24 protein-coding genes are annotated in these 26,554 nt (G+C 58.1%); 17 read left to right on the forward strand and 7 right to left on the reverse strand.

The window, feature by feature from the left end; translation table 11 throughout:
• The first annotated feature begins 104 nt into the window (after positions 1-104).
• The gene (locus B4F27_RS01505) at positions 105-956 is read left to right on the forward strand and encodes a formate/nitrite transporter family protein (RefSeq protein WP_074636592.1); all 852 of its coding nucleotides are present in this window, start codon (positions 105-107) and stop codon (positions 954-956) included.
• Between the two features lie 53 nt (positions 957-1,009).
• Positions 1,010-1,936: a YihY/virulence factor BrkB family protein gene (locus B4F27_RS01510; protein WP_005850639.1), complete on the forward strand. Its 927-nt coding sequence runs from the start codon at positions 1,010-1,012 to the stop codon at positions 1,934-1,936.
• A 3-nt stretch (positions 1,937-1,939) separates the two neighbouring features.
• Here the strand turns inward: B4F27_RS01510 and B4F27_RS01515 are convergent, their stop codons facing one another.
• Positions 1,940-2,668, reverse strand: coding sequence for a Crp/Fnr family transcriptional regulator (locus tag B4F27_RS01515; RefSeq protein WP_005850638.1), 729 nt, complete (start codon positions 2,666-2,668; stop codon positions 1,940-1,942).
• 83 nt (positions 2,669-2,751) lie between these two features.
• Here B4F27_RS01515 and B4F27_RS01520 point away from each other — a divergent pair, with 83 nt between their 5' ends.
• A complete protein-coding gene (locus B4F27_RS01520; protein WP_009825650.1) occupies positions 2,752-3,108 on the forward strand; it encodes a hypothetical protein in 357 nt (118 codons plus the stop codon).
• Here B4F27_RS01520 and B4F27_RS01525 read toward each other — a convergent pair.
• The 3 genes from B4F27_RS01525 to B4F27_RS01535 all read right to left on the reverse strand — a co-directional run bounded on the left by B4F27_RS01525 (position 3,071) and on the right by B4F27_RS01535 (position 4,707).
• On the reverse strand, positions 3,071-3,436 hold the full coding sequence (locus B4F27_RS01525; protein ID WP_235183728.1) for a hypothetical protein: 366 nt from the start codon (positions 3,434-3,436) through the stop codon (positions 3,071-3,073). The two genes, B4F27_RS01520 and B4F27_RS01525, sit on opposite strands and share 38 nt — an antisense overlap.
• 11 nt (positions 3,437-3,447) lie before the next feature.
• On the reverse strand, positions 3,448-3,750 hold the full coding sequence (locus B4F27_RS01530) for a DUF883 family protein (protein WP_235183729.1): 303 nt from the start codon (positions 3,748-3,750) through the stop codon (positions 3,448-3,450).
• Between the two features lie 147 nt (positions 3,751-3,897).
• Positions 3,898-4,707, reverse strand: coding sequence for a response regulator (locus tag B4F27_RS01535; RefSeq protein ID WP_074636590.1), 810 nt, complete (start codon positions 4,705-4,707; stop codon positions 3,898-3,900).
• A gap of 108 nt (positions 4,708-4,815) precedes the next feature.
• Here B4F27_RS01535 and B4F27_RS01540 point away from each other — a divergent pair, with 108 nt between their 5' ends.
• From B4F27_RS01540 to B4F27_RS01555, 4 genes are all read left to right on the forward strand, one after another.
• A complete protein-coding gene (locus tag B4F27_RS01540; protein WP_005850632.1) occupies positions 4,816-4,971 on the forward strand; it encodes a NepR family anti-sigma factor in 156 nt (51 codons plus the stop codon).
• Positions 4,968-5,525: an RNA polymerase sigma factor gene (locus tag B4F27_RS01545; protein WP_005850631.1), complete on the forward strand. Its 558-nt coding sequence runs from the start codon at positions 4,968-4,970 to the stop codon at positions 5,523-5,525. Before B4F27_RS01540 ends, B4F27_RS01545 begins: the two co-directional genes overlap by 4 nt.
• Before the next feature lie 53 nt (positions 5,526-5,578).
• Complete coding sequence (locus tag B4F27_RS01550; protein WP_235183730.1) at positions 5,579-7,249, forward strand: sensor histidine kinase; 1,671 nt, start codon at positions 5,579-5,581, stop codon at positions 7,247-7,249.
• Between the two features lie 295 nt (positions 7,250-7,544).
• Positions 7,545-7,694, forward strand: coding sequence for a hypothetical protein (locus B4F27_RS01555; protein WP_005850628.1), 150 nt, complete (start codon positions 7,545-7,547; stop codon positions 7,692-7,694).
• 43 nt (positions 7,695-7,737) lie between these two features.
• On the opposite strand, the gene B4F27_RS01560 is transcribed toward B4F27_RS01555, so the two are convergent.
• Positions 7,738-8,289, reverse strand: coding sequence for a cupin domain-containing protein (locus B4F27_RS01560; protein ID WP_009825647.1), 552 nt, complete (start codon positions 8,287-8,289; stop codon positions 7,738-7,740).
• 178 nt (positions 8,290-8,467) lie between these two features.
• On the opposite strand from B4F27_RS01560, the gene gabT reads away from it, so the two are divergent.
• The gene (gene gabT / locus B4F27_RS01565; RefSeq protein ID WP_197145863.1) at positions 8,468-9,862 is read left to right on the forward strand and encodes a 4-aminobutyrate--2-oxoglutarate transaminase; all 1,395 of its coding nucleotides are present in this window, start codon (positions 8,468-8,470) and stop codon (positions 9,860-9,862) included.
• A 70-nt stretch (positions 9,863-9,932) separates the two neighbouring features.
• On the opposite strand, the gene B4F27_RS01570 is transcribed toward gabT, so the two are convergent.
• Positions 9,933-11,549, reverse strand: a complete 1,617-nt coding sequence (locus tag B4F27_RS01570) for an FMN-binding glutamate synthase family protein (protein ID WP_286758676.1) — start codon at positions 11,547-11,549, stop codon at positions 9,933-9,935.
• A 445-nt stretch (positions 11,550-11,994) separates the two neighbouring features.
• Between B4F27_RS01570 and B4F27_RS01575 the strand changes: the two genes are divergently transcribed.
• The 6 genes from B4F27_RS01575 (at position 11,995) to B4F27_RS01600 (ending at position 22,419) form a co-directional block, all read left to right on the forward strand.
• Complete coding sequence (locus tag B4F27_RS01575; RefSeq protein ID WP_005850616.1) at positions 11,995-12,954, forward strand: TAXI family TRAP transporter solute-binding subunit; 960 nt, start codon at positions 11,995-11,997, stop codon at positions 12,952-12,954.
• A gap of 123 nt (positions 12,955-13,077) precedes the next feature.
• On the forward strand, positions 13,078-15,846 hold the full coding sequence (locus B4F27_RS01580) for a TRAP transporter permease (RefSeq protein ID WP_286758677.1): 2,769 nt from the start codon (positions 13,078-13,080) through the stop codon (positions 15,844-15,846).
• A 167-nt stretch (positions 15,847-16,013) separates the two neighbouring features.
• The gene (locus tag B4F27_RS01585; protein WP_286758678.1) at positions 16,014-17,120 is read left to right on the forward strand and encodes a carbon-nitrogen hydrolase family protein; all 1,107 of its coding nucleotides are present in this window, start codon (positions 16,014-16,016) and stop codon (positions 17,118-17,120) included.
• 83 nt (positions 17,121-17,203) lie between these two features.
• Positions 17,204-19,942 (forward strand): aminotransferase class I/II-fold pyridoxal phosphate-dependent enzyme, encoded by a 2,739-nt coding sequence (locus B4F27_RS01590; protein ID WP_074636583.1) that lies wholly within the window; start codon positions 17,204-17,206, stop codon positions 19,940-19,942.
• Positions 19,943-19,965: 23 nt separating this feature from the next.
• Positions 19,966-21,426, forward strand: a complete 1,461-nt coding sequence (locus B4F27_RS01595) for a biotin carboxylase (RefSeq protein ID WP_005850608.1) — start codon at positions 19,966-19,968, stop codon at positions 21,424-21,426.
• Between the two features lie 18 nt (positions 21,427-21,444).
• Positions 21,445-22,419 carry a C45 family autoproteolytic acyltransferase/hydolase gene (locus B4F27_RS01600; RefSeq protein ID WP_037965586.1) on the forward strand — a complete coding sequence of 325 codons (975 nt, stop codon included), beginning with the start codon at positions 21,445-21,447 and terminating at the stop codon, positions 22,417-22,419.
• 66 nt (positions 22,420-22,485) lie between these two features.
• Here the strand turns inward: B4F27_RS01600 and B4F27_RS01605 are convergent, their stop codons facing one another.
• Positions 22,486-23,046, reverse strand: a complete 561-nt coding sequence (locus tag B4F27_RS01605; protein WP_286758679.1) for a type 1 glutamine amidotransferase domain-containing protein — start codon at positions 23,044-23,046, stop codon at positions 22,486-22,488.
• A gap of 166 nt (positions 23,047-23,212) precedes the next feature.
• Between B4F27_RS01605 and B4F27_RS01610 the strand changes: the two genes are divergently transcribed.
• Genes B4F27_RS01610 through B4F27_RS01620 form a run of 3 tightly spaced genes read left to right on the forward strand, consistent with a single transcriptional unit; the run spans position 23,213 to position 26,554 of the window.
• Complete coding sequence (locus tag B4F27_RS01610; protein ID WP_005850602.1) at positions 23,213-23,860, forward strand: paraquat-inducible protein A; 648 nt, start codon at positions 23,213-23,215, stop codon at positions 23,858-23,860.
• 11 nt (positions 23,861-23,871) lie between these two features.
• The gene (locus tag B4F27_RS01615; RefSeq protein WP_009825638.1) at positions 23,872-24,477 is read left to right on the forward strand and encodes a paraquat-inducible protein A; all 606 of its coding nucleotides are present in this window, start codon (positions 23,872-23,874) and stop codon (positions 24,475-24,477) included.
• On the forward strand, positions 24,470-26,554 hold the full coding sequence (locus B4F27_RS01620) for an MlaD family protein (RefSeq protein WP_254655549.1): 2,085 nt from the start codon (positions 24,470-24,472) through the stop codon (positions 26,552-26,554). Before B4F27_RS01615 ends, B4F27_RS01620 begins: the two co-directional genes overlap by 8 nt.

Genomic DNA, 26,554 nt, shown 5'->3' on the forward strand with positions numbered 1-26,554 from the left:
GTTACTTTCTGTGCTTATGCAGTTTCTGCGCTAGTTTGATGCTGGATCACAATCAGATTTTGCGGGCTCGGCCCCATTTGTTCGTAGTTTTCAGGAGCGCAGGAATGGCCCCTCTTATTCAACGCAGGGTTTCGCGTAAGAAACCACAGGACGCACAAGCCGAGGAGAAATCGGTCAGCGAAGCGACGGCGTTGTCGCCCAAGCTGATCTACGAAGTGATCCGCCGTGAGGGCGAGGAAGAGCTGGCGCGCAGCAAGCGGTCGTTGATCTGGTCGGGGATCGCGGCGGGGGTGATGATCAGCCTGTCGGTTCTGGGCGAGGCCGTGTTCCGGACCTATCTGCCCGATACCTCGCATCGTTTCCTGATCGAGAACCTGGGCTATTCGCTGGGTTTTCTGGCGGTGATCATGGGCCGGATGCAGTTGTTTACCGAAAACACCATCACCACCGTTTTGCCGATCATGCGGGCCAAAACCTGGCATTCGCTGATGTGTATGTTTCGCCTGTGGGGGATCGTGCTGGCGGCGAATGTGGTGGGGGCCTTTGCCGCGGCGATGCTGTTTCTCTGGACGCCCGCGATTTCGCCCGAGGTGCTGCCGGCCATTCTGGACCTGTCGCATCACGCAACCAGCATGGGGGCCTATCAGGGGTTCTGGCGGGCCATTCCGGCGGGGGTCATCGTCGCGCTTATCGTCTGGATGATGCCGCAGGCGGATGAGACGTCGTTTTTCCTGATCCTTGTGTTCACCTGGCTTATCGCCGCGGGGGATTTCGCGCATATCGTTGCGGGGTCGGTCGAGATGGCGGTGATGATACTGGACGGCCAGCTTGGCCTGATGGCGGCGGTGTTCGAGTTCTTCTTACCGGTGCTTGCGGGCAACATTGTTGGCGGAACGATCATCTTTACCCTCGTCGCTTGGGGTCAGGTGCGCGATGAGGTAGAAGAGGAAAAGTAGCGTAAATGTGATGTGGCGGGGGCAGCAGCCGTGGGGAACGAGGATCAAGGGTTTTGACACAGAAATCGGTGGGCACCGTAAAGCTGTACTGGGATGCGCTGAAAGCGGCGCTGGTTGATATCTCTGAAAAGAACGTCTCGCTTATCGCGGCGGGGGTCGCTTTTTATGCGATGTTGTCGCTGTTTCCCGCCCTTGCCGCCTTGGTCACGATCCTGAGCCTGATCTCTGACCCTGTGGTTGTCATTGCCCAGCTGGAAGACATGCGCGGTCTGCTGCCCGATGACGTCTATGATATTCTCAATGATCAGGTGGTGTCGTTGGTCACGACCAGCACCGGCAAACTGGGGTGGGCTGGTGCGGCTTCGGTTCTGGTGGCGATGTGGTCGGCGCGGGCAGGTGTGGGCGCGATGATGATCGGCCTGAACAGCGTGTATAGTGAACGCAATCGCAACGCCGCGCGGCACTATCTGCGGGCGCTGATGCTGACCTTTACCTTGGTGATGGTGGGGCTGATTGCGCTGATCACTGTGGTGATCGCACCGATTGTGCTGTCGTTCATCCCCTTGGGGGTATTCGGCTATTTCGTCGCCGAGATCATCCGCTGGAGCATCGCGATTTTGGTGCTATTGGCCGGTGTTGGTGTGCTGTACCGCTTTGGCCCGAACCGTCGTGCGGCGCGCATCGGCTGGCTGACATGGGGGGCCGTTTTCGCGGTGTTTTCATGGGCGGTGGTGTCGATCGGGTTCAGCTATTACGTTGCGAACTTCGGCAATTACAATCAGGTCTACGGGTCTATTGGCGCTGTAATCGCCATGCTGGTCTGGCTGTGGATCAGCAGTTTTCTGGTGCTGATGGGGGCGTCGTGGAACGCGCAGGTGGAACTGCGCACGCGCCCTGACAGCACCATTGGCCGTGACCGGCCGCTTGGCAAACGCGGGGCTTATGTGGCGGATAATCTGGTAAGTGTGAGCGAGGAATAGCGCCTACATCAAGGGGCGCTTGGCCGGTTTGCTGCGCTCTGTCTCGGCGACGTCGGCGAGCTTGTCGAGGTCGTTGACCTGCAGCACCTGATCCGACCAGGACGCGAGTTGCTGGTCCCGCAGCTTCGCGAGGGTTTTGTTGGTATGGACAAGCGATAGACCCAATGCATCCGCCAGATCGCGTTGCGTGAAGGGCAGGGTCATTGTGTTATTTGTCACCAACCCCAGCCCCATCCCGCGTTCAAAGAACTTGAGCATTGCCCATGACACCGCTTGCAGCGCGGTGCGTTGGCCGACAGTGGCAAGCGTTTCGCCAAGGAAATGCTCCTCTATCGCGGCGAGCCATGTGATATCGAACGCGCGGCTGGGGTTGCTGCGGAAGAAGGTCCAGAAGTCCGACCGGTTGAACACGCACATGCGCATATGTGTCCGCGCCTCCACGCTGTGGCCCATTTCGCCAAGCATACCGGCCTGAAGCCCCATGAAATCGCCGGGGAAGACAAAATTAATGACCTGCCGTTCACCATTATCCAGCGACTTATGCCGGATGCCCATGCCGGACAGCACCGTATAAAGTTGGGGGGAGTTGGATCCCTGCATCAGGATTGTCGTGCCGGGGTCGACGCTAAGCTCACCGACCTTGAATTTCTGCATGAACTCAAGCTCTTCCCTTGTCATGGTGACAAAGGCGTCCTTTTTGTGAAGCGGACAATAGCGGCAATCGATACCCATGAAAAAATTCCTAACTCGTATGTCATAGTTTAACGCGGCGCTTTGGAAATATTGCTACCTTCGCGGGATTAGAAAGGCGCGATGTGATTCCTTTTTTCGTATTCGATACTGACCCGATCGTTCGGGCGGATGTGATCGACATGCTGGAACAGGCATTCGGTGACGCCGCATTGTCTGTGTCCGAAACCCTTTCCGCTTTTATCTCTGAACTGCGCAGCTGTTCGTCTCAGGCCGTGGCGCTTGTGTCCGGCACGTCGAATGACCTGTCGGAACTCTTTGCCGCAGACCTGCCCACGAAAGATGTCGCCTATGTTCTATATGGCGAAGGTCAAAGCATTCCCGACACCTACATCTATTCCGTCGTAGACCGGCCTTTCACCAATGACACCATGGTGCAAGGCATTAGCGACGCGCTTGCTTCCCTGCGTTCAGACCGTTGACGAAAGCCGTGATGATCGCAGCTATTCCGCCGACGCCGCCGGTGGCTTGCGCCTGTTGCATCGCCTGTGCGCGTAAGGCGGCTTCGCGTTTCTGACGCCGGATTGCACGAGCCCGGATTGACAGGGCCGCAATCAATACAAGACCCATACCGAAAAACAGGCTGCCCATAATCAGACAGGCTACCAGCGGTGTGGTGATGGTAAGCAAGAACAGCCACGCGGCGACGGCAAGAAACGCCCCGCCCACAATCAGGCAGAGCATTGCGCCAAAGCCGATGGCGGCAGTTTGCGCCGTTCGGGTTGCCTTTTGGGCAACCCTATCCGTCACATATTCGAACATTAGCGGCGTGTCGCGAACAGACCGGCGATAAAGCCGACACCCGCAGCGATACCCAATGCGGCGGCTGGTTGTGTGCGTACAAAGTCTTCGGCTGTTTGCTGCGCTTCCAATGCCTTGTCACGGCCGGAGTTCGCCAGATCCTGCGCAGTGGATTTCGCTTGGTTGGCAGCTTCGGCGCTTTTGGCTTTGGTCAGATCGGCCATCGTGCTTGTCAGCGACGCGATGTCGTCTTTCAAAACGGCCAGCTGGACCGAGATATCATCGACAGACAGGTTGCTTGTGTTGGTTACGTCCTTGGCCATGGTGGTCTCCATTATTCATGTGTTCACCAACCAAACGCGCCCTGTAGATATAAGTTCCTTAAAGGCGTGGCTTGCGTCCCACAGGATCGATAAAAAAAAGGCCACGGTGGAACCACCGCGGCCTCGTTTGTTTGCGTGTATGCCGGTTTAGCTGTGCAGCGTCTCTGTCGACGAGAAGAACATCGCTTGCGAAACAGCCGATACGACCTGATCCACCGTGTAGGGCTTGGAGATCAGGAACGCGGGTTCGGGCTTGTCGCCGGTCAGCAGGCGCTCGGGGAATGCGGTGATGAAGATCACCGGACGGTTACCCAAATCGCGCAGCAGATCGTTCACGGCATCGATGCCGGAGGAGTTATCGGCCAGCTGGATATCCGCGAGGATCAGGTCCGGCACATCCGCTTTGCCCAGTTTGACAGCTTCGTCACGCGTGCGCGCAACACCGGTCACACGGTGGCCCATTTCGGCGACGATGGATTCGATGTCCATCGCGATGATCGCCTCGTCCTCGATGATCATGACCGAACCGGTAACGCTATCTGCCATTTCGCGGCGGGCAATCTGCACCAGCTCGCTGGCTTCGTTCTCTTCAACACCGATGATCTGGCCGACTTCTTTAAAGGAGAACCCTTCGATCGTGTGCAGCAGCAACGCTTCGCGGCTGTGGTTGGTCAGTTTGGCGAGGTGCTTTTGCGCCTTGGCGCGGGGCCCGCTTTCACCTTCCTCGACAGGCGCACCGGCGCTGGCCCAGATGCCGTACAAAACGCGGAACACACCTGTGCGGGTGTCTACACCATCCAGAACCGACCGGTCCGTCAAAATCGCTTCGAGCGAGGCGGCTGCAAAAGCGTCGCCGCTGTTCTGGCTGCCGGTCAGTGCGCGCGCGTAGCGACGCAGGTAAGGAAGGCATTCACCCAACGCATCGCTGACACTTGGTGTTTCGGTGACATCCGTCATTTATTGTCGTCCTTTTAAAATATTTCTGGAACCAAACCCCCTAACGCTGTGTTTGGTTCCGTGTCATATGTATAAATACAGTATTTAAAGAAGGCAGGAAACTTGTTCATGCAATCAGGCCAAAACGACGAGCGTGAGCGCTTTATCGACGAAAATCTTCGCCGCGTTTATGACGAGACGATGGAAGAAGGGATTCCCGATAAATTTAAAGACCTGCTTAATCAGTTGAAAGAACAGGATAAAAACGCTGGTAAAAAAGGATGAGCAATTCTGATCCCCGCGACCAACTGGTGGAGCATTTGCCCGCCATGCGCGCCTTTGCCATCAGCCTGACCCGGAACGGTGCCGTCGCGGATGACATGGTTCAGGATACTCTGGTCAAAGCTTGGACCAACATCGAAAAATTTGAAGTCGGCACAAATATGCGCGCTTGGCTCTTCACAATTTTGCGGAACACCTATTATTCTTCCCGTCGTAAAGCCAACCGCGAGGTCGCTGATGTGGATGGTGTGTTCACCGAAAGCCTTGCCGAAAAGCCAGCGCATGACGGGCATATGCAAATGACCGATTTCCGTAAAGCTCTGGGTTTGCTGAAAGACGAACAGCGCGAAGCATTGCTGCTGGTCGGTGCATCGGGCTTTTCCTACGAGGAAGCCGCCGAGATGTGTGGCGTTGCCGTCGGTACGATCAAAAGCCGGACGAACCGTGCCCGTGCGCGACTGGCTGAGCTGATGGGCCTGCGCGATGACGAAAGCCTCGAAATGACGGATGATGCGACGATGTCGGTTATCTCGGCATCTAAAGTGTCTTCTTTCTGATCGTGACGTCGGGGTTTCTGTCCACAAATATCTTTCGTGGCCTCGCGTTTCGCGTGCTGCTTTTCCTATCGCTTGCGTTGCTGCCCATCGGTTTGATCGCCGTTGTGCAGACGCGAGAGATTGCGGAGCAGAACCTCGAGAATGCCGAACTGTCGCTGCTTGCCATTACAGAGCAAGCGTCGGCGAAGGAAAGCGGCACCATTCAGGAAGCGTTCGGCGCAGCGGCGGCTTTGGCGTCCGTGGTCAAACTGATCAAGTCTGACAATGTATCCTGCAGCGCCTTCATGCGCGAATATCAGCGATCCTCCGACCTTTATACAGTCGCAAGCTTCATCCAAAACGACGGACGGATGGATTGTGTGTCGACAGGCGTTTCGGGAAACGTGTCGGACCGGCCTGTATTTCAGAAGATGATCGAACACAAAAGTCGCATGGCGAATGTCACCAGCACGCCGGCGCAAAGCAAGGAACCGGTGCTGATCGTCACCAACCCGCTTAAGGTGGAAGAAGAGCTGATCGGCTTTATCAACCTGTCCATTCCCGAAAAGGTTTTTAACGACGCACCGGTGCCCGAGACAGGGTCGCAGCCGATCGCGATGCTGACCTTCAACGCGCAGGGCGACATCCTGACGACCAAAAATGGTGTTGAAGCGGCCGAGCAAGAGCTGCCCTCCTTTGCCGCGTTGAAATGGTATGTAGGCCAGTCGGGTCGCGTCTTCCATGATACCAACCAGCAAGGGCAGGACCGCGTCTATGCCGTTTTGCCCATCGTCCCCGGTGTTGCCTACGCCATGAGCGTCTGGCCCGAGGATTCCCCGCTGCTTCAGGCGGGGGCGATGACAACGCTTAGCTTTGTGCTGCCGGTGGCGATGTGGCTGGCAAGCCTTGTCGTGGCCTTCTGGGCGCTGAACCGTCTGGCCATTAAACACATCCGCAAACTTGGTCGGCAGATGCGCCATTTCGCGTTGAACAGAACCTTGCCGCGCACGCCCTTGGGGGGTGTCGTCCCGACCGAGATCGTGAATATGGAGCATGCTTTTGTCGGTATGGCGGAATCGATCCTGCGGGATGAAGCGTCGCTAGAAGACAACCTGCGCCAAAAGAATATTCTGCTGAAAGAAGTGCATCACCGGGTGAAGAATAACCTTCAGCTGATCTCTTCTATCATGAACATGCAGATCCGTCAGGCGACCACATCGGATGCGAAACGCGTGCTGCAGCGTTTGCAGGACCGGATACTCAGCCTCGCGACGGTGCACAAAAGCCTGTACCAGAACGACAACCTGACCCGCGTCGACGGGGGCGCGCTCATGCATGAGATCGTGAACCAGCTCCTTAGCGTAGGTCTGCCGTCCGGCTCTGGCGTGACGGTATCGCAAAACTACGAGGCGGTTCAGCTTGACCCCGACGACGCCGCACCGCTGACGTTGCTGGTGTCCGAGGCGATTACCAATGCGCTGAAATATGTCGCCGCCGACGGCAAGGCAAAGGGACATATCGAGGTGAGCCTGTCTCATACCCAGCCGGAAATGGCGTTGCTGTTTGTTAAGAACACCACCGGCAATATTGATCCCGAAGCAGGGACCGGCCTTGGCTCCCGGTTGATCAACGCGTTCTCGCGTCAGTTGAACGGGCAGGTAGAGATCATCGATGAAGAGGGCACCTATACGCTGAGCGTTGAATTCCACGTGCCGCTGCAAGCGAAAGAAGTCTACGACTACTGAGGGTTCGGCGCAGAAAACTCGGTAAAATTAAATTTATTTTCAGTATGTCGGCGGTGAATCCTTCGCGTCCCAGCCAGCGGGGCCTGTTGGGCTGCAACCTGCCGGATTCATGGGACTTTCGGTCGTTTCGCGATGGATGTGGTCCCGATCGCGTATGTCAGGCGACATTCGCCGTCTCAGCAAAGCGCCGCGCAAACTCTGCAATGCAGCAATTGCGCCCTCCAGCCTGTGGAACCATGTGACCCGTGGGCTGTTAGTCTCCTGAACGAGCCACACAAGCGAACAGGAGGCATCAATGACGACAGATTTGTTTATCGCTTCATTTTTGATTCTCGCTTTGGCCGCAATCGCTATCGTTTCACTGACCACGCAACGGGGCAGCGAAGAGAAAAAGCGCCAAAGATCGTCATTGCATAGCCATTCCCGGCGCGACGACGAACGATAATCAAAGGTTTAGTGCGGGCCATCCGCACGTCAAGAAAACGAATTCAAAAACTCGGCGGCGTACATGCACTTACAACAATGCATTGTACGTCGCCGATGTTTCTGAACCGGTGCGGCAAGCGGCTGTCAAAAAGATAGCCATCCCCCGGTGCCAGCACGGCGACGGCATCATCGACCGTCACCTCGATCTCTCCGGAAATAACCACGCCAGCTTCTTCGCCCTCATGCACCAGCAGTTCGGGGCCTGTGTCCGCGCCGGGCGGGTAGGTTTCGTGCAGCACCTGCAAGGAGTGTTGCTCCGCGTTGCCAAGCTGGCGCAACGACACCTGACCGTCATAGGTGGGGGAGACTTTGGTAAACTCACTCTCGCGGTAGAAGACCTTGGGCGATTGCGTATCTTCCAGCGTTGAAAAGAATTCAGCCATGCTGATCGGGATCGCGTCCAGCAGGCTTTTCAAAGACGCGACCGAGGGGCTCGTCTTGTTCTTCTCGATCAAGGAGATGGTGCCGTTGGTCAGCCCTGCCTTGGTCGCCAGTTCGCGCTGAGACAGGCCGCGTTCTTCTCGAATCGATCTTAGTCTTTGACCTATGTCCACGTCCGGTCCCCGGATTATTTCTGTCAGCTACCTAACCCGTATCTTGGTGCGATCACAGGCAAATTTTGGCGCAGCCGATTCAACTGACGCGCGCTGAGGCAAATCTATATTGACAATTAAATTAAACGCAATAAGAGGATTTTAAACGCGGGTCGCGTTTCAACAAGAGGATTTGTATATGCCTAGTACTGTCAAAAAGCAGCCGCGCAAGGCCGCTGCAAAGAAACCGGCAAAAAGCAGCGTCGTGCCCGACATGCTTGATGCAAACGTATCTGTCGAAACCAACGCTCAGTTGATCGCCCGCCGTGAACAGGCTGTTCCACGTGGCGTTGCCTCTGCGGCGCCGATCTATGCGAAATACGCCGAGAACGCGGAACTTTGGGACGTGGACGGCAACCGCTACATCGACTTCGTTGGCGGCATCGGCGTGCTGAACACCGGCCACCGTCACCCCAAGGTGATCGCGGCAGCCAAGGCGCAAGAAGACCAATACACGCACACCAGCTTTCAGGTTGTGCCCTACGCCCCCTACATCGAACTGGCGGAAAAGCTGAACGCGCTGGCCCCCGGTGACGCACCCAAGAAGACGCTGCTGGTGACAACCGGTGCCGAGGCGGTGGAAAACGCGGTCAAGATCGCCCGGGCTGCAACCGGCCGCCCCGGTGTGATCGCCTTTACCGGCGGCTACCACGGACGCACGCTGCTGACGTTGGGGATGACGGGTAAAATCTCTCCTTACAAAAAAGACGTTGGTCCCTTCCCGTCCGATATCTTCCGCGCGCCTTTCCCATCGCCTCGCGACGGGATCACGGTCGAGGATGCGATCACCGGCCTGAAGAACCTGTTCCTGACCGATGCGCAGCCCGAACGTGTGGCCGCCATCATCATCGAGCCCGTCTTGGGCGAGGGTGGGTATACCCCCGTGCCGTTCGAGATGATGCACCAGCTGCGCGAGATCTGTGACCAGCACGGTATCATGCTGATCGCCGACGAAGTGCAGGCGGGCTTTGGCCGGACCGGCAAATGGTTTGCCATCGAACACTCCGGCGTTACCCCCGATCTGATAACCGTCGCAAAGTCGATGGCGGGTGGCTATCCTCTGGCGGGTGTGATTGGCCGCGCTGATGTGATGGACGCGATGATCCCCGGCGGTTTGGGTGGCACCTACGGCGGCAACCCCGTCGCCTGTGCCGCAGCGCTTGCCGCGATCGAGGCGATCGAGGAAGAAGGCCTGCTGCAGCGGTCGCTGGACATGGGGGAACACCTCAAGGCGCGCTTTGCCGAGATTGGCGCACGCTCTGCACCGTTCCGCATGTGGGATATCCGCGGTCTGGGTGCGATGGTCGCGGTCGAGTTTGTGACCGACTTTGACACGGCGACACCGGACGGTGATTTCACCAAACGCGTCATCGCGCACGCGCTCAAGCGCGGTCTGCTGCTGCTGAGCTGTGGCATGCAGGGCAACGCCGTGCGTGTGATGGTGCCGCTGACCGCGTCGGATGAGATCATCGAAGAGGGGCTCGGGATTTTCGAAGCCTCCGTCGCTGCCGCGGTCGCCGAAGAAGCAAAGTAAGCTCTGTAATCAAAATGAAAGGCGCGCCGGGAAACCTGCGCGCCTTTTGTGTTTCCGGTCTTGGGCGCGTTTAATCAAACGGTACAAAGCTGTCGGCCTGCGCCCGCGCCCAACGGGTTTTATTGCCGTTATAGTCGGGCGATTGATCATCCAGCAGATAGCCTTCGGGCAGGTAGCCATAGACCTGATCACCCTGCACCATGCTGTTATCGCTTTGCCGCATCATCATATGGCGGGGCAGGAAATCGCTGGGGTGCTCTAGACCGGCGGCGCCTGTCATCTCGCCCAAGGCCATCAGCGTATTGCGGTGGAACCGCGCGACACGCTGGCTTTTGTCATCCACATCCAAGGCGCGCTGACGCGTGGGGTCTTGGGTCGCGACGCCGACGGGGCAGTGATTGGTGTGGCACGCCTGTGCCTGGATACAGCCCACCGCAAACATGAACCCGCGGGCGGAGTTGCACCAATCCGCGCCCAAAGCCAGCGCACGGGCGATGTCAAAGGCGGATACGACCTTGCCCGCCGCGCCTAGTTTCACCTGATCGCGAATACCGGCACCGCGCAGGGTGTTGTGCACAAAGGTCAGCCCCTCGACCATCGGCATGCCGACGTGGTTGGCGAATTCAAGCGGGGCAGCGCCCGTGCCGCCTTCGGTGCCGTCGACGACGATAAAGTCAGGCACGATCCCCGTATCCAGCATCGCCTTGACCATACACATGAATTCACGCTGGTGGCCGATGCACAGCTTGAACCCCACAGGCTTGCCGCCCGACAGATCGCGCAGCTTGCCCAGAAACTCCATCATCTGCACAGGAGAGGTGAACGCCGAATGGGCGGCGGGCGAGATGCAGTCGTGCCCCATCGGGATGCCCCGTGCCGCCGCGATCTCGGCACTGATCTTCGACGCGGGCAGCATGCCACCATGACCGGGTTTGGCACCCTGGCTCAACTTAAGCTCGATCATCTTGATCTGGTCGCTTGCGGCCTGCTCCTTGAATTTGTCGGGGTCGAACTGCCCGTCTTCTGTGCGGCAGCCAAAATAGCCCGACCCGATTTCATAGATCAGGTCGCCGCCCCCTTCGCGGTGATAGCGGCTGATCCCGCCTTCGCCGGTGTCATGGGCGAACTGGCCCATCTTGGCCCCCTTGTTCAGGGCGCTGATCGCATTGGCCGACAGCGACCCAAAGCTCATCGCCGAGATATTGTAGATCGACGCGTCATAGGGCTGCTTGCAGTCCTTGTTGCCGATGGTCACGCGAAAATCCGTGTCGGTGATATGGACCGGCTGGACCGAATGGGTGACCCATGAATACCCCGCATCATAGACCCGCATCCGCGTGCCAAAAGGCCGCGCATCTTCCACGCCTTTGGCGCGTTGATAGACCAGCGACCGATCATCACGGCTAAAGGGTTCTTCGTCCTGATCGGATTCAATCAGATACTGCCTGATTTCCGGGCGGATACCTTCAAAGAAAAACCGCATGTGCCCCAGCACCGGATAGTTGCGCAGGATCGAATGTTTGGGCTGGATCAGGTCGTACACCCCCATCACCGCCAGGATGCCGAAAATCACCGACGGGAGAGCCATCCACCACGACCACAGCGCTGTGAGCATCGCGAAGGCACCGAAAAGGACGATGACAGTCGCAAAAAGGCCAAAGCGGCCGAGGGATTTGAGTGCTTTCATGTGGGGCTCCTGCTCGCGCGTCTGGGTCGAAAATCGCTGCTTTTTCGGTTATATAGCACAAATAACCCGAAAGTACCGCGCGGCGAAGGTAGATGTCCGGCGCATATTCCGGCCCGCAGTTTTGATTTTGTGCCGCTGCGCGCTAGTATTTTTAGGCACGGGATTGGGGGAAGTGAAATAAATATGGAAAATCAGTTTATTACATCGTTTTTCGCGTTGCGATTTACCATCCGCGTCCCCTAAATGACGGGTGCCATGTGTGCCGCATAGTGAAAATAATTCATGATTTCACGCCGCGATTCGCACAGGGTCAGAGCATTATTTCGGGGAAAAATCGCAATAAATCAGCTTGTTTTGCTCCGGAATATCTGCGCTCATTTCAACCATGACGGAGAGCATGCGCATCAATGACGTGTGTTCAGACAATTAAGTTGGGAGACTTCAAATGACTATTTTCAAGTCCATCGCCATCGCCTCTGCACTGGTCGCGGGTACCGCCGCCACCGCGCAGGAAAAATTCATCACCATCGGGACCGGCGGCCAGACCGGCGTCTACTTTGTTGTGGGTCAGTCGATCTGCCGCTTGGTAAACCGTGACAGCGCCAAAACCGGCCTGAAATGTACCGCTCCGTCCACCGGTGGTTCCATCGCCAACATCAACGCCATCAAGGCGGGTGACATGGACATGGGTGTTGCCCAGTCCGACTGGCAGTTCCACGCGTACAACGGGTCTTCGCAGTTCGAAGGCGACAAGTTCGACAAAGAGCGCGCGGTCTTTTCCGTACACGCCGAACCCTTCAACGTCATCGCGCGTGCCGATTCCGGCATCGAAAGCTTTGACGACTTGAAAGGCAAACGCGTCAACGTCGGTAACCCCGGTTCCGGTCAGCGCGCCACGATGGAAGTCGTTCTGGACGCCAAAGGCTGGACAATGGATGACTTCGCGCTCGCATCCGAGCTGAAGCCAGCCGAGCAGGCCGCCGCTTTGGGCGATAACAAGGTCGACGCGATCATCTACACCGTGGGCCACCCCAACGGGTCGATCCAGGAAGCCGTGTCCACCGTCGACGCCAAGCTGGTGCCGGTTGAAGGCGAAGCGATCGACAAGCTGGTCGCCGATAACCCCTTCTACGCATACTCCACCATCCCCGGTGGCATGTACAAAGGCACCGACGCGGATGTGAAAACATTCGGCGTGAAAGCGACCTTTGTGACCTCCGCTGATGTGGACGAAGAAGTCGTGTACGAAGTTGTAAAAGCTGTGTTCGACAACTTTGACCGCTTCAAAAAGCTGCACCCCGCGTTTGAGAACCTCAAAGAAGAAGAGATGATCAAAGACGGTCTGTCCGCCCCTCTGCATGATGGTGCGGCGAAGTACTACAAAGAGCGTGGCTGGATTGAATAAGCCCGCCGTTTGACCATTCGCGAACGCGAGGACAGCCTCGCGTTCGCATCCTGCGGCAACGACCGCAGTCGACCGACAATAAACGTGCACCTGTCCTGATACGGGGCCACCAAGGGGACGAAGATGTCACAGAACGATCAACACCAAGCCGCCGCTGTAGAAGCCGAAGCCGCCGGAAAAGGCGGGCTGAGCCAAAGCGAACTGGACGAACTTGTCGCGTCTTCGGACACGGGCGGCAGGTCAGCGACCGGTAGCGTTGGCGTCTTTCTGGCGTTGACCGCGCTGGCGTGGTCGCTTTTCCAGCTGTGGATCGCCTCCCCGCTTCCTTTTGTTTTCGGCTGGGGTGTTTTTAACGATACCGAAGCCCGGTCAATCCACCTGGCCTTTGCTATCTTCCTGGGCATCGCCGCCTTCCCCGCCGCGCGCACCAAGGTGCAACTGGGGCTGGGGATTATCGTGCCCGTCGTGCTGGCCTATCTGTTCATGGTCGCGGCCAAAGACGGCACGCCGACCTGGTGGATCCCGCTGGTCGCCATCGTCATTGTCGCATGTGTCGTGCTTGGATCGCCCAAAGACCGTATCCCCTTGTGGGAATGGGCCCTGGCGCTGGTTGGCGCGGCGGCTGCGTTGTATCTGTTTGTGTATTATCGCGAGATCTCGGGCCGTGTCGGTGCGCCGAACATGCAAGATACGGTTGTTTTCGTGATCGGCATCATGATCCTGCTAGAGGCAACGCGCCGCGCCCTTGGGCCTGCGCTGATGATCGTTGCGTCGGTCTTCCTTGTCTATAACGTCTTGGGCCCGATGATGCCGGATATCATCGCGCATAAGGGTAACTCGCTTTCTGAGATCGTGAACCACCAGTGGATCACCACCGAAGGTGTGTTTGGCATCGCGCTTGGTGTGTCGACGTCTTTCGTATTCCTCTTCGTCCTGTTCGGCGCGCTGCTGGATAAGGCCGGTGCCGGTAACTATTTCATCCAGGTCGCCTTCAGCATGATGGGCCACATGAAAGGCGGGCCTGCGAAGGCTGCTGTTGTGTCCTCTGCGATGACGGGGCTGATCTCGGGCTCCTCTATCGCCAACGTCGTGACCACGGGGACATTTACCATTCCGCTGATGAAAAAGGTGGGGTTCAGTTCTGAAAAGGCCGGCGCGGTCGAGGTTGCGTCTTCGGTTAACGGTCAGATCATGCCGCCCGTCATGGGGGCCGCGGCCTTCCTGATGGTTGAATATGTGGGCATCCCCTATTTTGATGTCGTGAAACACGCGTTTCTGCCCGCGGTGATCTCTTACATCGCGCTGGTGTATATTGTGCACCTCGAAGCGCTGAAGGCCGGTATGGTCGGGTTGGAACGCCCCTATACGCCCAAGCCGATTGTGCAGCGCTTGCTGGTGTCCGCCTTTATCATCGCCTGCATCTGCGCGCTGAGCTTTGCTGTCTACTATGGCATGGGCTGGTTACGTCCTGCTTTCCCCAACAGCGCGGGCTATATCATCTTTGCCTTGCTGACCGCGGTCTATGCCGGTCTGCTGTATATCGGGTCGAAGGAAGAGCCGCTGGTACTGGATGATCCGAACGAGCCGGTGACGCGTCTGCCTTTGCCCGGTCCAACGGTGCGGTCGGGCCTGCACTTTATCCTGCCGATTGTCGTTCTGGTCTGGGCCTTGATGGTGGATCGTCTGTCCCCCGGCCTGTCGGCGTTCTGGGCCACGACCTACATGATCTTTATCCTCGTGACACAGCGCCCGCTGATGGCGATTTTCCGGGGCGAAAGCCAGTTTGCCAATGATGTGGTCGCGGGGGTGCGTGACCTGATCGACGGCTTGGTCGTCGGGGCGCGCAACATGATCGGTATCGGTATTGCCACGGCGACCGCTGGTATCATCGTGGGCGTGGTCAGCCAGACCGGCGTTGGGTCGGCGCTTGCCGATGTGGTCGAGGTTCTGTCGGGCGGCAATATCCTTGCGATCCTGTTCCTGACCGCGATCCTGTCGCTGATCCTTGGGATGGGGTTGCCGACAACGGCGAACTATATCGTTGTGTCGGCCCTGCTGGCACCTGTCATTGTGACGCTGGGGCAGCAGAACGGTCTGATCGTGCCGCTGATCGCGGTGCACCTGTTCGTATTCTACTTTGGCATCATGGCTGATGTGACGCCTCCGGTCGGGCTGGCGAGCTTTGCCGCCGCGGCTGTGTCCGGTGGGGATCCGATCAAGACCGGTGTCGTCGCGTTCTTCTACAGCTTGCGGACGGCGGCCCTGCCGTTCCTGTTCATCTTCAACACCGAACTTCTGCTGATTGATGTGTCGATGGTGCAGGGTATATTCGTCTTCATTGTCGCGACCTTTGCGATGCTGTTGTTTGCAGCAGCGACCCAGGGCTGGTTCCTTGCGCGGAACCGCTTCTACGAGACGATTGCCCTCTTGCTGATCGCCTTTACCCTGTTCCGGCCCGGTTTCTGGATGGATATGGTCTTTCCGCCCTATACCGAAGAAGCACCGGCCGAGATTGTACAGGCCGCGGCCGACACACCGCTTGGAGAGGATCTGCGCCTGCGCGTCGCGGGTATCAATGATCTGGGTGATCCGATCGAATTTGTCGCCCTTCTGCCCATCAACGAAGGCACCACGGGCGAAGAACGGCTGGAGGCTGCCGGCGTGATCACCCGTGTCGAGGGCGACCAGATGTTCATCGACGACGTTCTGTACAACTCTGCCGCGCAATCGGCGGGTCTGGATTGGGACCAAGAGGTGCTGCGCGTGCTCAAACCCGTCGCAACCCCAAGTAAATACTGGATGTTTATCCCCGCGCTGTTGTTGCTGGCCCTCGTGGTCGTCATGCAACGGGGCCGCAATGCACGTGCGGCTCGCAAAGCAGCGGTGGTGTAACAGATTAGTTTGTGCATGTTACGCATAGAAGCCATGCAAATGACGGTGGGTTCGCCATCACGTCACGTGTTTAATATTCCCAACAATGGGAGTATGGACTTGTCACCTTGGGCGTATGGGCGGAGTATTTCCGGCCCCTTCCGCCCGTTTGGACGGAGTGACAAGTTATGACACCTTTTGCGATTGCAGGCGTGCAGATGTACGTCAACGCGCTGGAGTCCAACGTCGATGGCATGATCCAGCGACTGGACATCCTGATGGCGCGTTTTCCCTGGACCCAGATGGTCCTGTTTTCCGAGCTGGCCCCCTTTGGCCCGCTTGACCGGTTTGCATTGCCCCCCGAGAATGAAACGCTCGAGGTGTTTCAGGCCGCTGCACGCAAGCACCGTGTCTGGCTGATCCCCGGCTCCATGTTCCTCAAGAACCCCGAGGACGGGCGCGTCTATAACACAGCCGTTGTGATCAACCCCGAGGGCGAAATCATCCGCCGCTACGCCAAGATGTTCCCGTTCCGGCCCTATGAATCCGGCATCGCGGCGGGCACCGAATTCTGTGTTTTCGACGTGCCGGAAGTCGGGCGTTTCGGCTTGTCGATCTGCTATGACATGTGGTTCCCCGAAACCACGCGCCAGTTGACCAGCCAAGGCGTCGAGGTTCTGCTGACACCGGTTCTGACCGGCACCACCGACCGCGACGCAGAGCTGGCGATTGCCCGCGCGACCGCGGCGCAGTTCCAGTGCTATGTCTTTGCGGTCAACGGTCTGGGCGCAGGCGGCGTCGGTAAATCGCTGGTTGTCGATCCGACGTCAATGGTCCTGCACCAGTCCGCCGGTCAGGAAGACATGTTCCCGATCGAAGTCGATCTGTCGATGGTGCGTCGTCAGCGCGAAACCGGCATGAAGGGTCTGGGGCAGGTGCTTAAATCCTTCCGCGACCGGTCTACCGACTTCTCGATCTATGACCGTTCCAACGGGACAGACGCCTATCTGAACACGCTTGGCCCGCTTGAGGTGCCCCATCAGGGGACCCGCGCCGGTCTGCACGTCGATGTGCCCGCGCAGCGGGTACCGGACGCGCCCGTGTTCAAAGGGCATGAAACAACGACACCAGCGGTTCAGCCGGGCTTTGCCCCCGAACCGCTACCAAATCCAACGGCGGGGGCTGCCAATATCACGGCCCCTGCCGAAACACCTGTGGCTCCGGCTGCAGCGACACCAAATCCACCCGTAAAGCCCGGTGATTTGCCGGGCAGCGGGCCGACATCTAGCGGCTAGGCTGCGGCGTTCAGGTCCGGCGCTTTTCAAAAGTGCCGGACACCGGGATGCAGCAGTCGACCGCCCAAAGCGGAGTACGATTGATGCATTCTATGAACGATTATTCGTCGGCAATTCAGCTGAGGTCCGACCGATGGAGCGCGCTGCGTGAAGCGGCGAGCGGCCTGACCCGCACCACCACAGCCAAGGAAATCGAAGCCCTGCGCAGCAAATGCGCCGCGCTGTTTGACTCCCTGTCGCTGATCGAACCCTATTGGGCCTTTCCGGGCATGGCGGCGTTCGAACACCTGCAGCGGATGCTGAATAACAACAGCTTTGACGACATGGCCTTTGCGGTGAACCGCATCACGCGGGCGCTGACAACAGGGGCCTATCGCCGTCGCACCATCCCGCTGGAACGCGACAGCATCGATCACGACGAACATGACGACGAGGCGATGCTCTCTCCCGAGGCGCGGGCGCTGACCAAACCGTATTTCGAGGTGCTGATCGTCGATGATGTGAACGACCAGCAAGAGCGCTGGCTGAAATCCAACGTCAGCCGGATGCGCCGCCCCGAAGACCCGTTCCACTACGAAGCCGTGGTGGTCAAATCCATCGAAGACGCGCTGATCGCGGTGCTGTTCAACCACAACATCCAGGCCATCGTTGTGCGCCCGGGGCTGACGCTCAAGTCCAAGATGGACGAGACGATCCTTGTTCGGTATCTGGCGCGTGCTGGCGGGCAAGAAGAGATCGACAAGCTCCAGCCCGAGAACTACGGCCCCGAGCTTTGCCGGATGATCGCCAAGGTTCGCCCCGAGCTCGACGCCTATCTGGTGACCGAACGGTCGGTCGAGGATATCGCGGGTCTGGATCTGGGGATTTGCCGTCGGGTCTTTTATAACCAAGAAGACTTTATGGAGCTGCACCTGAACATTCTGCGCGGGGTGCAGGCGCGGAACAAATCGCCGTTCTTCACGGCGCTTGTCGAATATTCCAAACAGCCCACGGGCGTTTTCCACGCGATGCCGATCAGCCGCGGCAAGTCGATCACGCGGTCGCATTGGATTCAGGACATGGGCGCGTTCTACGGGCCGAACATCTTTTTGGCCGAAACCTCTGCCACCTCGGGCGGGCTGGACAGCTTGCTTGAACCACACGGGCCGATCAAAGAGGCGCAAGAACTGGCCAGTCGCGCCTTCGGGTCCAAGCAGACGTTCTTTGCCACCAATGGCACTTCGACCTGTAACAAGATCGTGGTGCAGGCTCTGGTGCGCCCCGGTGACATCGTGCTGGTCGATCGCGATTGCCACAAATCCCACCACTACGGGATGGTGCTGGCGGGGGCGCAGGTGTGCTATCTTGATAGCTACCCGCTGAATGAATATTCCATGTACGGTGCCGTGCCCCTGCGCGAGATCAAGCATCAGCTTCTGGCGCTCAAGGCCGCGGGCAAGCTGGATCAGGTGCGCATGTTGCTGCTGACCAACTGCACCTTTGACGGGCTGGTCTATAACGTCGAACGGGTGATGGAGGAATGTCTGGCGATCAAGCCCGACCTCATTTTCCTGTGGGACGAGGCGTGGTTCGCTTTTGCCCGTTTCAACCCGACCTATCGCCAGCGTACGGGCATGAACGCAGCCAATACGCTGCGCGCGCGGTTCAAGTCGGACGACCACCGCATCGCCTATGAAAAGCAACAGGCTGAACTGAAGGATGCCGACGACGAGACGCTGCTGAACACGCGTTTGATCCCTGCGCCGGATTCGCGGGTGCGGGTCTATACCACGCAATCGACCCATAAAACGCTGACCTCTCTCCGGCAGGGGTCGATGATTCACGTGAATGATCAGGACTTTAAGGGCGAGGTCGAACAAAGCTTCCACGAAGCCTATATGACCCATACCTCGACCTCGCCGAACTACCAGATCATCGCCTCGCTGGATGTGGGGCGACGACAGGTAGAGCTTGAAGGCTTCGAATTCGTGCAGCGCCAGATCGAGGCCGCCTTGTCCATGCGTCGTGCGATTGCCGACCACCCGCTGCTGAGCAAATACTTCAAGGTGCTGACAGCGGGCGACATGATCCCCGAGGAATACCGCGAAAGCGGGGTGACCAGCTATTACCATCAAGAACAGGGCTGGACCGATATGTGGGACTGCTGGGAGAAAGACCAGTTCGTCCTCGATGCCAGCCGCGTGACGCTGCTGGTCGGTGGGACGGGCTGGGACGGTGACACGTTCAAGACCGATATCCTGATGGATAAATACGGCATCCAGATCAACAAGACATCGCGCAACACGGTCTTGTTCATGACCAATATCGGCACCACGCGGTCCAGCGTCGCCTATTTGATCGAGGTGCTGGTCGAGATCGCGAAATCGCTGGATGACCGTCTGGATGACGCCAGCAAGATGGAGCGTCGGTCTTTCGACAACCGCGTCGCCAACCTGATGGAGAACTACCCGCCGCTGCCGGACTTCAGCCGCTTTCACGAGGCTTTCCGCAACGACGACGTCACCTCCGAAGGGGATATCCGCACGGCGTTTTTCCTCGCCTATGACGAGAAGAACACCGATTACCTGGAGCTGAACGGCACGCTGAAAGAGGCGATGGACGCCAACCAGACGGTCGTGTCCGCCAGCTTTATCATCCCCTACCCCCCCGGCTTTCCCATCCTCGTCCCCGGACAGGTGGTGAGCCAAGAAATCCTGTCGTTCATGCGGAATTTGGACGTCAGCGAAATCCACGGTTACCGCCCCGATCTGGGGCTGCGCGTCTTTACGGATGCGGCGCTGAAACGGGTGCGCAAGAAAAACCTGTCGTCTTCACCTGACTAAGATTAAGCAAAGGACCAAATATCATGACAACGACTGTTCTCAAGAATATCTCGGAAATTCGTCGGTTCTTTCACCGTAACGAAGACCCTGTGTACTTTATCTCGGCCACGAACTTTAACCTTCTTGGTCTCGATGAGTGGGTGAAAAACTTTAAGTATATCTGTTACATCGACTGCTACGGCGGCAAGCACCCCAACGTGTTCTGCCCCTCGGAACAGCCCCACGCTGAATTCCAGAGCATCGAAGACATCAACAACTATCTGTTGCAGCACAAAGAGGTGATCGACTTCGTCAAGCGGCGCGGTGGCAAGCCCAAGTTCGTGTTTCTGATGTTCGACGAGGAAACCGAACGCCTGTCGAAAGAACTGGGGGCGGATGTCTGGTTCCCCAAGGCCAAGCTGCGCCAAAAGATGGACAACAAGATCGAAACCGTGCGGATCGGCAACAAGGCCGGTGTGCCGTCGGTGCCGAACGTGCTGGCCGAGGTCAAGGATTACGAAGACCTCAAGAAGACCTGCGAGAAGGCCGGGATCGGTCACGATCTGGTGCTGCAATCCGCCTTTGGGGACAGTGGCCACACGACGTTCTTTATCAAGTCCGAAGCAGACTTCCGCCGTCATGAATCCGAGATCGTCGGCGAGGGCGAGATCAAGATCATGAAGCGGATCGACTGCCGCGGTTCCGCGATCGAGGCTTGCGCCACCAAGGAAGGCACGATCGTTGGCCCCTTGATGACGGAACTGGTCGGTTTCAAGGATCTGACGCCCTATCGCGGGGGCTGGTGTGGCAACGAAATTCTGTCGACCGCCTTCCCGCCCAAGGTTCGTCAGAAAGCGCGCGAACTGACCTATAAGTTCGGGGAACAACTGCGCAAGGAAGGCTATCGTGGCTATTTCGAGCTCGACTTCCTGATCGACAAAAAGACCGGTGACATCTGGTTGGGCGAACTGAACCCGCGCATCACGGGCGCGTCGTCGATGACGAACCACGCCGCCTTTGCCCATGCGGATGCGCCCTTGTTCCTGTTCCACCTGCTCGAATTCAGCAAGAAGAAGTTCAATCTGGATGTAGAAGAGCTGAACAACCGTTGGGCCGACCCCGAGATGATCGACGGTTGGAGCCAGATGGTGATCAAACATACCGAAGACAGCGTCGATATCTGCACCGAAGCGCCCGAAACGGGCATTTACAAGATGCTGGAAGATGGCCGCGTTGTGTTTGACCGTTTCGATTATCACCGTCGCGCCGTGGAGTCCGAGAACGAGGCGTTCTTCCTGCGCATCCTGCAACCGGGTGATTACCGCTATGAAGGGGCCGATATTGGCATCCTTGTGACCCGCGGTCGGTCGATGACGAAGTCTTTCCAGTTGAATGAGCGCGCGAAAAAGTGGATTCACGGGATCAAGCAATCGGTGAACGGTCGTCCTCTGCCCGTCGCAGAGGCGGGTCCGGCGATGTCTGATCCGGCGTTCAAAATCCTCTAAGCACCGAAAGGGCAGCACATGCTGTGGCGTGCCATTTCAGAAGAATTGCCCGGTCCCAAATGGGCCGGGCTTTTCGCCGAATACTGGCCTCACTACCGTAAATGGTGGCTGAAGGAGGGCGAGCCCGCGCGCCCGACCTATGCCGAATGTCGTCGTGCGCTCAAGGCGCATATGCCCGACCTCATCCCGCTGTACGAAGATCTATGTGATCAGGCGGGCGGGGGTGATCTGGCAGCAAGGTTCCTGAGCTTTTACTGCCCGCCGCCCTATCTGTCGGGATGCAGTCAGGCGGTTTGGGGCGGCAAGGAACCTGTCATGGTGCGCAACTATGACTATAACACCAACGCGTTCGACAGTCTGGTGCTGCACACCGGCTGGAAGGGGCGCCGCGTGATGGGCACCTCTGACGGGTTGTTCGGGCTGGTGGACGGGGTGAATGACGCGGGGCTGTCGATCTCGCTCACCTTTGGGGGCCGTCGTGTGGTGGGGGTGGGCTTTGGCGTGCCGCTGATCCTGCGCTATGTGCTGCAAACCTGCGAGACTGCCGAGCAAGCGGGCGAAATTCTGGCACGTGTGCCGACCCACATGAGCTATAACGTCACGGTGCTGGACCGCAAACGCAAGTATCTGACGGCGCTGATGGCACCGGACCGGCCTGCGATCATCACCAAGGCAGCGGTGGCGACCAACCATCAGGAAAACGTTGAATGGATCAGCCATGCGCGCTTTACGGCGACGGTTGAACGGGAAAGATATCTGCTGCAACGGTTGCGGTTCCACCGTGATCCGGAAGAGAAATTCATCAACACGTTCCTGAAACCGCCGCTCTATTCGCACCAGTTCAACGCAGGCTTCGGCACGCTTTATACCGCTGTCTATCGACCCCGCAAACGCGAGATGGAGCATCGCTGGCCCGGAACCGTCTGGCATCAGAAGCTGGACGCGTTCGAGGAAGGGTCGCGCAACGTCCTGATGCCGGGGGTTGTGGCGTAACTTTTTCCCTGCGCACGAAAAAAGGCGGGACACATGCCCCGCCTTTGTGGTTCGCTGTCGCCTAATTTAAGCGGCTTTGCGGCTGTGTTCACCTTCTTCGACTTCCTCGACGATCTTGGCGATAAACGCATCCAGATCTTCCGGGGAGCGGCTGGTGATGATGCCTTGATCCACGACGACTTCGCTGTCCTCGTAATGCGCACCGGCGTTTTTCACATCAGTCGCGATTGAGGCATAGGAGGTTGCAGCACGGCCTTTGATGATGCCTGCTTCGATCAGCAGCCAAGGGGCGTGGCAGATCGCGGCAACGGTTTTGCCCGCGTCAGCAAAGCTTTTGATCAGCGATACGGCGTCCTTGTTGGCGCGCAGCAGGTCGGGGTTGATCTGTCCGCCGGGCAGGACAATCGCGTCGTAGTCATCAACAGTCACATCCGACAGGGCTTTGTCGGCTGCAACTGTGTTGCCCCAGTCGTCTTTGTCCCAGCCCTTGATATCTTCGCCATCGGGGGTGGCAACATGCACGGTGGCCCCTTTGGCCTTGAGGTCATTCAACGGGCGCTCCAGCTCGGATTGCTCGAAACCATTGGTGGATAGGATCAGAATTTTCGCGTCTGTGATCTGTGTCATTAGAAAGCTCCTTTCATCTTCGCTATCTTCACCGACACAACAAAGACACTGCGCGAATGTTCCAGCGCTGGAACCTGCATTGACGGGATTCCGCCGATGCCTAGAATGAACTTTTCGTGTCCAGAATTCGATACACACGGTTTGTGATCTCCTTTATACCAAGGGGATGAAAGACACCGTCGACCCTGCACCATCCGTCAATCTGGAGGAGATCATCGTCTGCCCCCAATGCGACGCCGTGTATCACCTCAAGGTGCCCAAGGTCGGCGAGAAGGCGGTGTGCGAACGGTGCCATACCGTGTTGATCGAACCGCGCAAAAAAGCGGGGCTGAAGATCATTGCCATCGCCATTGCCACCTTTGTTCTGATCCTTGGCGCGACGTTCTTTCCGTTTCTGGATATTGATGCGGCGGGCAACAAGAACTCTGTCTCTGTGATGGACGCGGCGCTGGCGTTTTCCAGCGGGCCGCTTTTGCTGCTGTCGCTGGCGACGGCTGCCTTGATCATGCTGGTGCCCTTGGCGCGGGTGATGCTGACGCTTTATGTACTGGTGCCCATCGTGCTGGACCTGCCGCCCGCACGCCACGCAATGCAGGCGTTCCGCCTGTCGCAAGCGTTGCAACCGTGGTCGATGGCCGAGATTTTCGCGCTTGGCTGTGCCGTGGCGCTGGTGAAGATTGCCGATCTGGCAACTGTGGGGTTTGGGCCAGCTTTCTGGATGTTTTGTGGTTTGGTTGTTCTGATTGTGGCGCAGGACAAATTCATGTGTAAATGGTCGGTATGGAATTCGCTGGAAAATCCCAAGAAATCCTAAGCGCCCGCGACATGGGGTTGGTGGCCTGCACACGGTGTACCCGTGCGTGGCCTATCGGCACGCCTGTCTGCCAACGCTGCGGCCACAAGATGCTGTCGCGTGACTTTGGCAGTATGCAGCGGGTCTGGGCGTTCTGGGTCGTGGGGCTGATGTGCTATATCCCCGCCAATATGTACCCGATGCTGAAAACGCGGACCCTGTTTCAGGTGGATGAAAGCACCATCGTCGGCGGTGCGGTCGAACTGGCGCATCACGGCTCTTACGGTATTGCCTTTATCATCCTGCTCGCGTCGGTCGCGATCCCGCTGGCCAAGTTCTGGGCAATCGCCTATCTGGCGGTCAGCGTTAAGACGCGTAATGCGGCGGCACATCGGTCGCGCCATGTGATGTATGAAATTGTAGAGTATATCGGCCGCTGGTCTATGATCGATATCTTTGTGGTTGCGATCCTTTCGTCGCTGGTGCAACTCAAAACCCTTGCGACCATTAACCCCGGCCCTGCGAGCATGTTTTTCGCCTTGTCGGTCATTTTTACCATGCTTTCTGCACAGGCCTTCGACTCCAGACTGATCTGGGACACGAATGCTTTCGATGGGGACCCCGATCAACATGTCTGACACGCCACCCGAGGTTAAGGTTAAATCCGCGCGCAAACTGTTCCTGAGCAGCGCGTCGATCGTCTGGATCATTCCGATCCTGGCGTTGGTTGCGGCTTTGGGTGTTGCGTTCAACAGCTACAATTCCCGCGGTCCGGTGATTTTTGTCGAATTTGACAAAGGGGCCGGCATCAAGGCGGGCGAGACCGAATTGCGTTACCGTGACGTGACCGTTGGCCGGGTCGAGGAAGTCGGCTTTACCACCGGTCTGGGCAAGGTCGTCGCGTCGATCCGCGTGGACAAGAATGTGGCGCCCTTTATCGACGCAAGCGCGTCCTTCTGGATCGTCCAGCCCGAGGTTTCGGCGCAGGGGATCTCGGGGTTGGGGACGGTGCTAAGCGGCGTCTATATCGAGGGCAGCTGGAATGACGAAGTGGGCGATTTCGCCGAACGGTTCGTCGGGTCGGATTCGCCACCGCTGATCCGCGCCGGGCAATCCGGTCTGCAAATCGCCTTCCGCACCGTTGGCAACGGCACCCTGACCGATGATGCCCCGATCCTGTATCGTGGGATCGAGGTGGGCCGTTTGGGCAAGGCAGAGATCGCCCCACGCGGGAACTTTGCCATCGTAGAGGCGCTGATTTACGAAGAGCACCGCAACCTGATCAACAGCAGCACACGCTTCTGGGACAGCTCTGGTTTCAGCCTCTCCCTCGGGCCAGGTGGTGCCGAGATCGACTTTCAGTCCATTGCGACGCTTATCGGGGGCGGGGTGACGTTTGATACATTCGTTTCCGGCGGCGACCGCGTGCAAGACGGCACCGTCTTCGACATTTTCCCAAGCAAGGAAGACGCTCGCAGCGCGGTTTTCAACGCCTCGGAAGTCGAGCCGCTGTTGATCAACGTGATCTTTGATGAAAACGTTTCCGGACTGGCCGTCGGCGCCCCTGTCGAGCTGAGCGGTCTGAACATCGGCGAGGTCGACTCCCTTGCCGGTATCGTGGATTACGACCAGTTTGGTGACAGCCGCGTGCGGTTGAACGTGACGCTGGCCATCCAGCCCGCACGGCTTGGCCTGCCGGGGGATGTATCTGCCGAAAGCGCGCTGGCGTTCTTGCAGGACCGTGTTGTGAACGGTCTGCGCGCGCGGCTTGCCTCTGCCAGCCTGTTGACCGGTGGTTTGAAGGTTGAACTGGTGGTGGTCGAAGACGCGCCAAGCGGGCGCCTGGTGGCCGCGGGCGAAAACTTCCCTGTTATGCCGACGACCAAGAACGAAACATCAGACGCGGCTGCCACCGTCGAAGGTGTCTTTAGCCGCATCAACAACCTGCCCATCGAAGAGCTGTTGAACAGCGCCATCGGTCTGATGAATTCGCTACAGGCTTTTGTTGGCAGTGACGAGCTGCAACAGACCCCGCGCGATGTCCGCACGTTGATCAACGAGGTCACGGGGCTGGTATCGTCGGACTCGGTGCAGAATATCCCTGTATCGCTGAACGCCACGCTGCTGCGTGTCGAGACGCTGGTCGCGACACTCGAGGAAGAGCAGATGGCGAAACGTCTGCTGGATGCGGTCGACTCCGTCTCGGAAGCCGCCACCTCCTTCAGCACCTCGACCGAGGGCGTGCCCGAACTGGTCGAAGAGATGCAGGCCGTCGCCGCCAAGGCAAGCGAGTTGGAACTGCAACAGCTGGTGGACGAGTTGACCGCGCTGACCCGCTCTGCCGATCAGGTGATTGGTACGCCGGACGCCGTGGCGCTGCCCGGATCGCTGAAAAACGCGTTGGACGAGCTGAACTATACGCTGCAGGAACTGCGCGAAGGCGGCGCGGTCGAGAACGTGAACCGGACGCTCGCATCAGCGCGTAACGCGGCGGATAACATCGCGGTGTCGGCACAAGACCTGCCACAGATCGTGAACCGTCTGTCGACCCTGTTCACGCAGGCAGAGCGTACAATTGAAGGGTACAACAAGGGTGATCAGATCAGCCGTACCGCACAAGAAACCATGCGTGATATCCAAAAAGCAGCCGATGCGCTTGCATCCTTGGCGCGCACCATTGAACGTAACCCCAATTCATTGTTGCTGGGACGGTAA

The sequence above is a fragment of the Sulfitobacter sp. UBA1132 genome (genome assembly GCF_002311545.1).
Lineage (GTDB): Bacteria > Pseudomonadota > Alphaproteobacteria > Rhodobacterales > Rhodobacteraceae > Sulfitobacter > Sulfitobacter pontiacus.

What these genes read in the sequence shown, in the direction of transcription:
- B4F27_RS01605 (WP_286758679.1), bottom strand. Translation starts at nt 23,046, where the DNA reads ATGACACAGATCACAGACGCGAAAATTCTGATCCTATCCACCAATGGT.
- B4F27_RS01610 (WP_005850602.1), top strand. Translation starts at nt 23,213, where the DNA reads ATGAAAGACACCGTCGACCCTGCACCATCCGTCAATCTGGAGGAGATC.
- B4F27_RS01590 (WP_074636583.1), top strand. Translation starts at nt 17,204, where the DNA reads ATGCATTCTATGAACGATTATTCGTCGGCAATTCAGCTGAGGTCCGAC.
- B4F27_RS01535 (WP_074636590.1), bottom strand. Translation starts at nt 4,707, where the DNA reads ATGACGGATGTCACCGAAACACCAAGTGTCAGCGATGCGTTGGGTGAA.
- B4F27_RS01585 (WP_286758678.1), top strand. Translation starts at nt 16,014, where the DNA reads ATGACACCTTTTGCGATTGCAGGCGTGCAGATGTACGTCAACGCGCTG.
- B4F27_RS01540 (WP_005850632.1), top strand. Translation starts at nt 4,816, where the DNA reads ATGCAATCAGGCCAAAACGACGAGCGTGAGCGCTTTATCGACGAAAAT.
- B4F27_RS01615 (WP_009825638.1), top strand. Translation starts at nt 23,872, where the DNA reads ATGGGGTTGGTGGCCTGCACACGGTGTACCCGTGCGTGGCCTATCGGC.
- B4F27_RS01570 (WP_286758676.1), bottom strand. Translation starts at nt 11,549, where the DNA reads ATGAAAGCACTCAAATCCCTCGGCCGCTTTGGCCTTTTTGCGACTGTC.
- B4F27_RS01575 (WP_005850616.1), top strand. Translation starts at nt 11,995, where the DNA reads ATGACTATTTTCAAGTCCATCGCCATCGCCTCTGCACTGGTCGCGGGT.
- B4F27_RS01555 (WP_005850628.1), top strand. Translation starts at nt 7,545, where the DNA reads ATGACGACAGATTTGTTTATCGCTTCATTTTTGATTCTCGCTTTGGCC.
- B4F27_RS01580 (WP_286758677.1), top strand. Translation starts at nt 13,078, where the DNA reads ATGTCACAGAACGATCAACACCAAGCCGCCGCTGTAGAAGCCGAAGCC.
- B4F27_RS01545 (WP_005850631.1), top strand. Translation starts at nt 4,968, where the DNA reads ATGAGCAATTCTGATCCCCGCGACCAACTGGTGGAGCATTTGCCCGCC.
- B4F27_RS01515 (WP_005850638.1), bottom strand. Translation starts at nt 2,668, where the DNA reads ATGGGTATCGATTGCCGCTATTGTCCGCTTCACAAAAAGGACGCCTTT.
- B4F27_RS01505 (WP_074636592.1), top strand. Translation starts at nt 105, where the DNA reads ATGGCCCCTCTTATTCAACGCAGGGTTTCGCGTAAGAAACCACAGGAC.
- B4F27_RS01595 (WP_005850608.1), top strand. Translation starts at nt 19,966, where the DNA reads ATGACAACGACTGTTCTCAAGAATATCTCGGAAATTCGTCGGTTCTTT.
- gabT (WP_197145863.1), top strand. Translation starts at nt 8,468, where the DNA reads ATGCCTAGTACTGTCAAAAAGCAGCCGCGCAAGGCCGCTGCAAAGAAA.
- B4F27_RS01620 (WP_254655549.1), top strand. Translation starts at nt 24,470, where the DNA reads ATGTCTGACACGCCACCCGAGGTTAAGGTTAAATCCGCGCGCAAACTG.
- B4F27_RS01600 (WP_037965586.1), top strand. Translation starts at nt 21,445, where the DNA reads ATGCTGTGGCGTGCCATTTCAGAAGAATTGCCCGGTCCCAAATGGGCC.
- B4F27_RS01530 (WP_235183729.1), bottom strand. Translation starts at nt 3,750, where the DNA reads ATGGCCAAGGACGTAACCAACACAAGCAACCTGTCTGTCGATGATATC.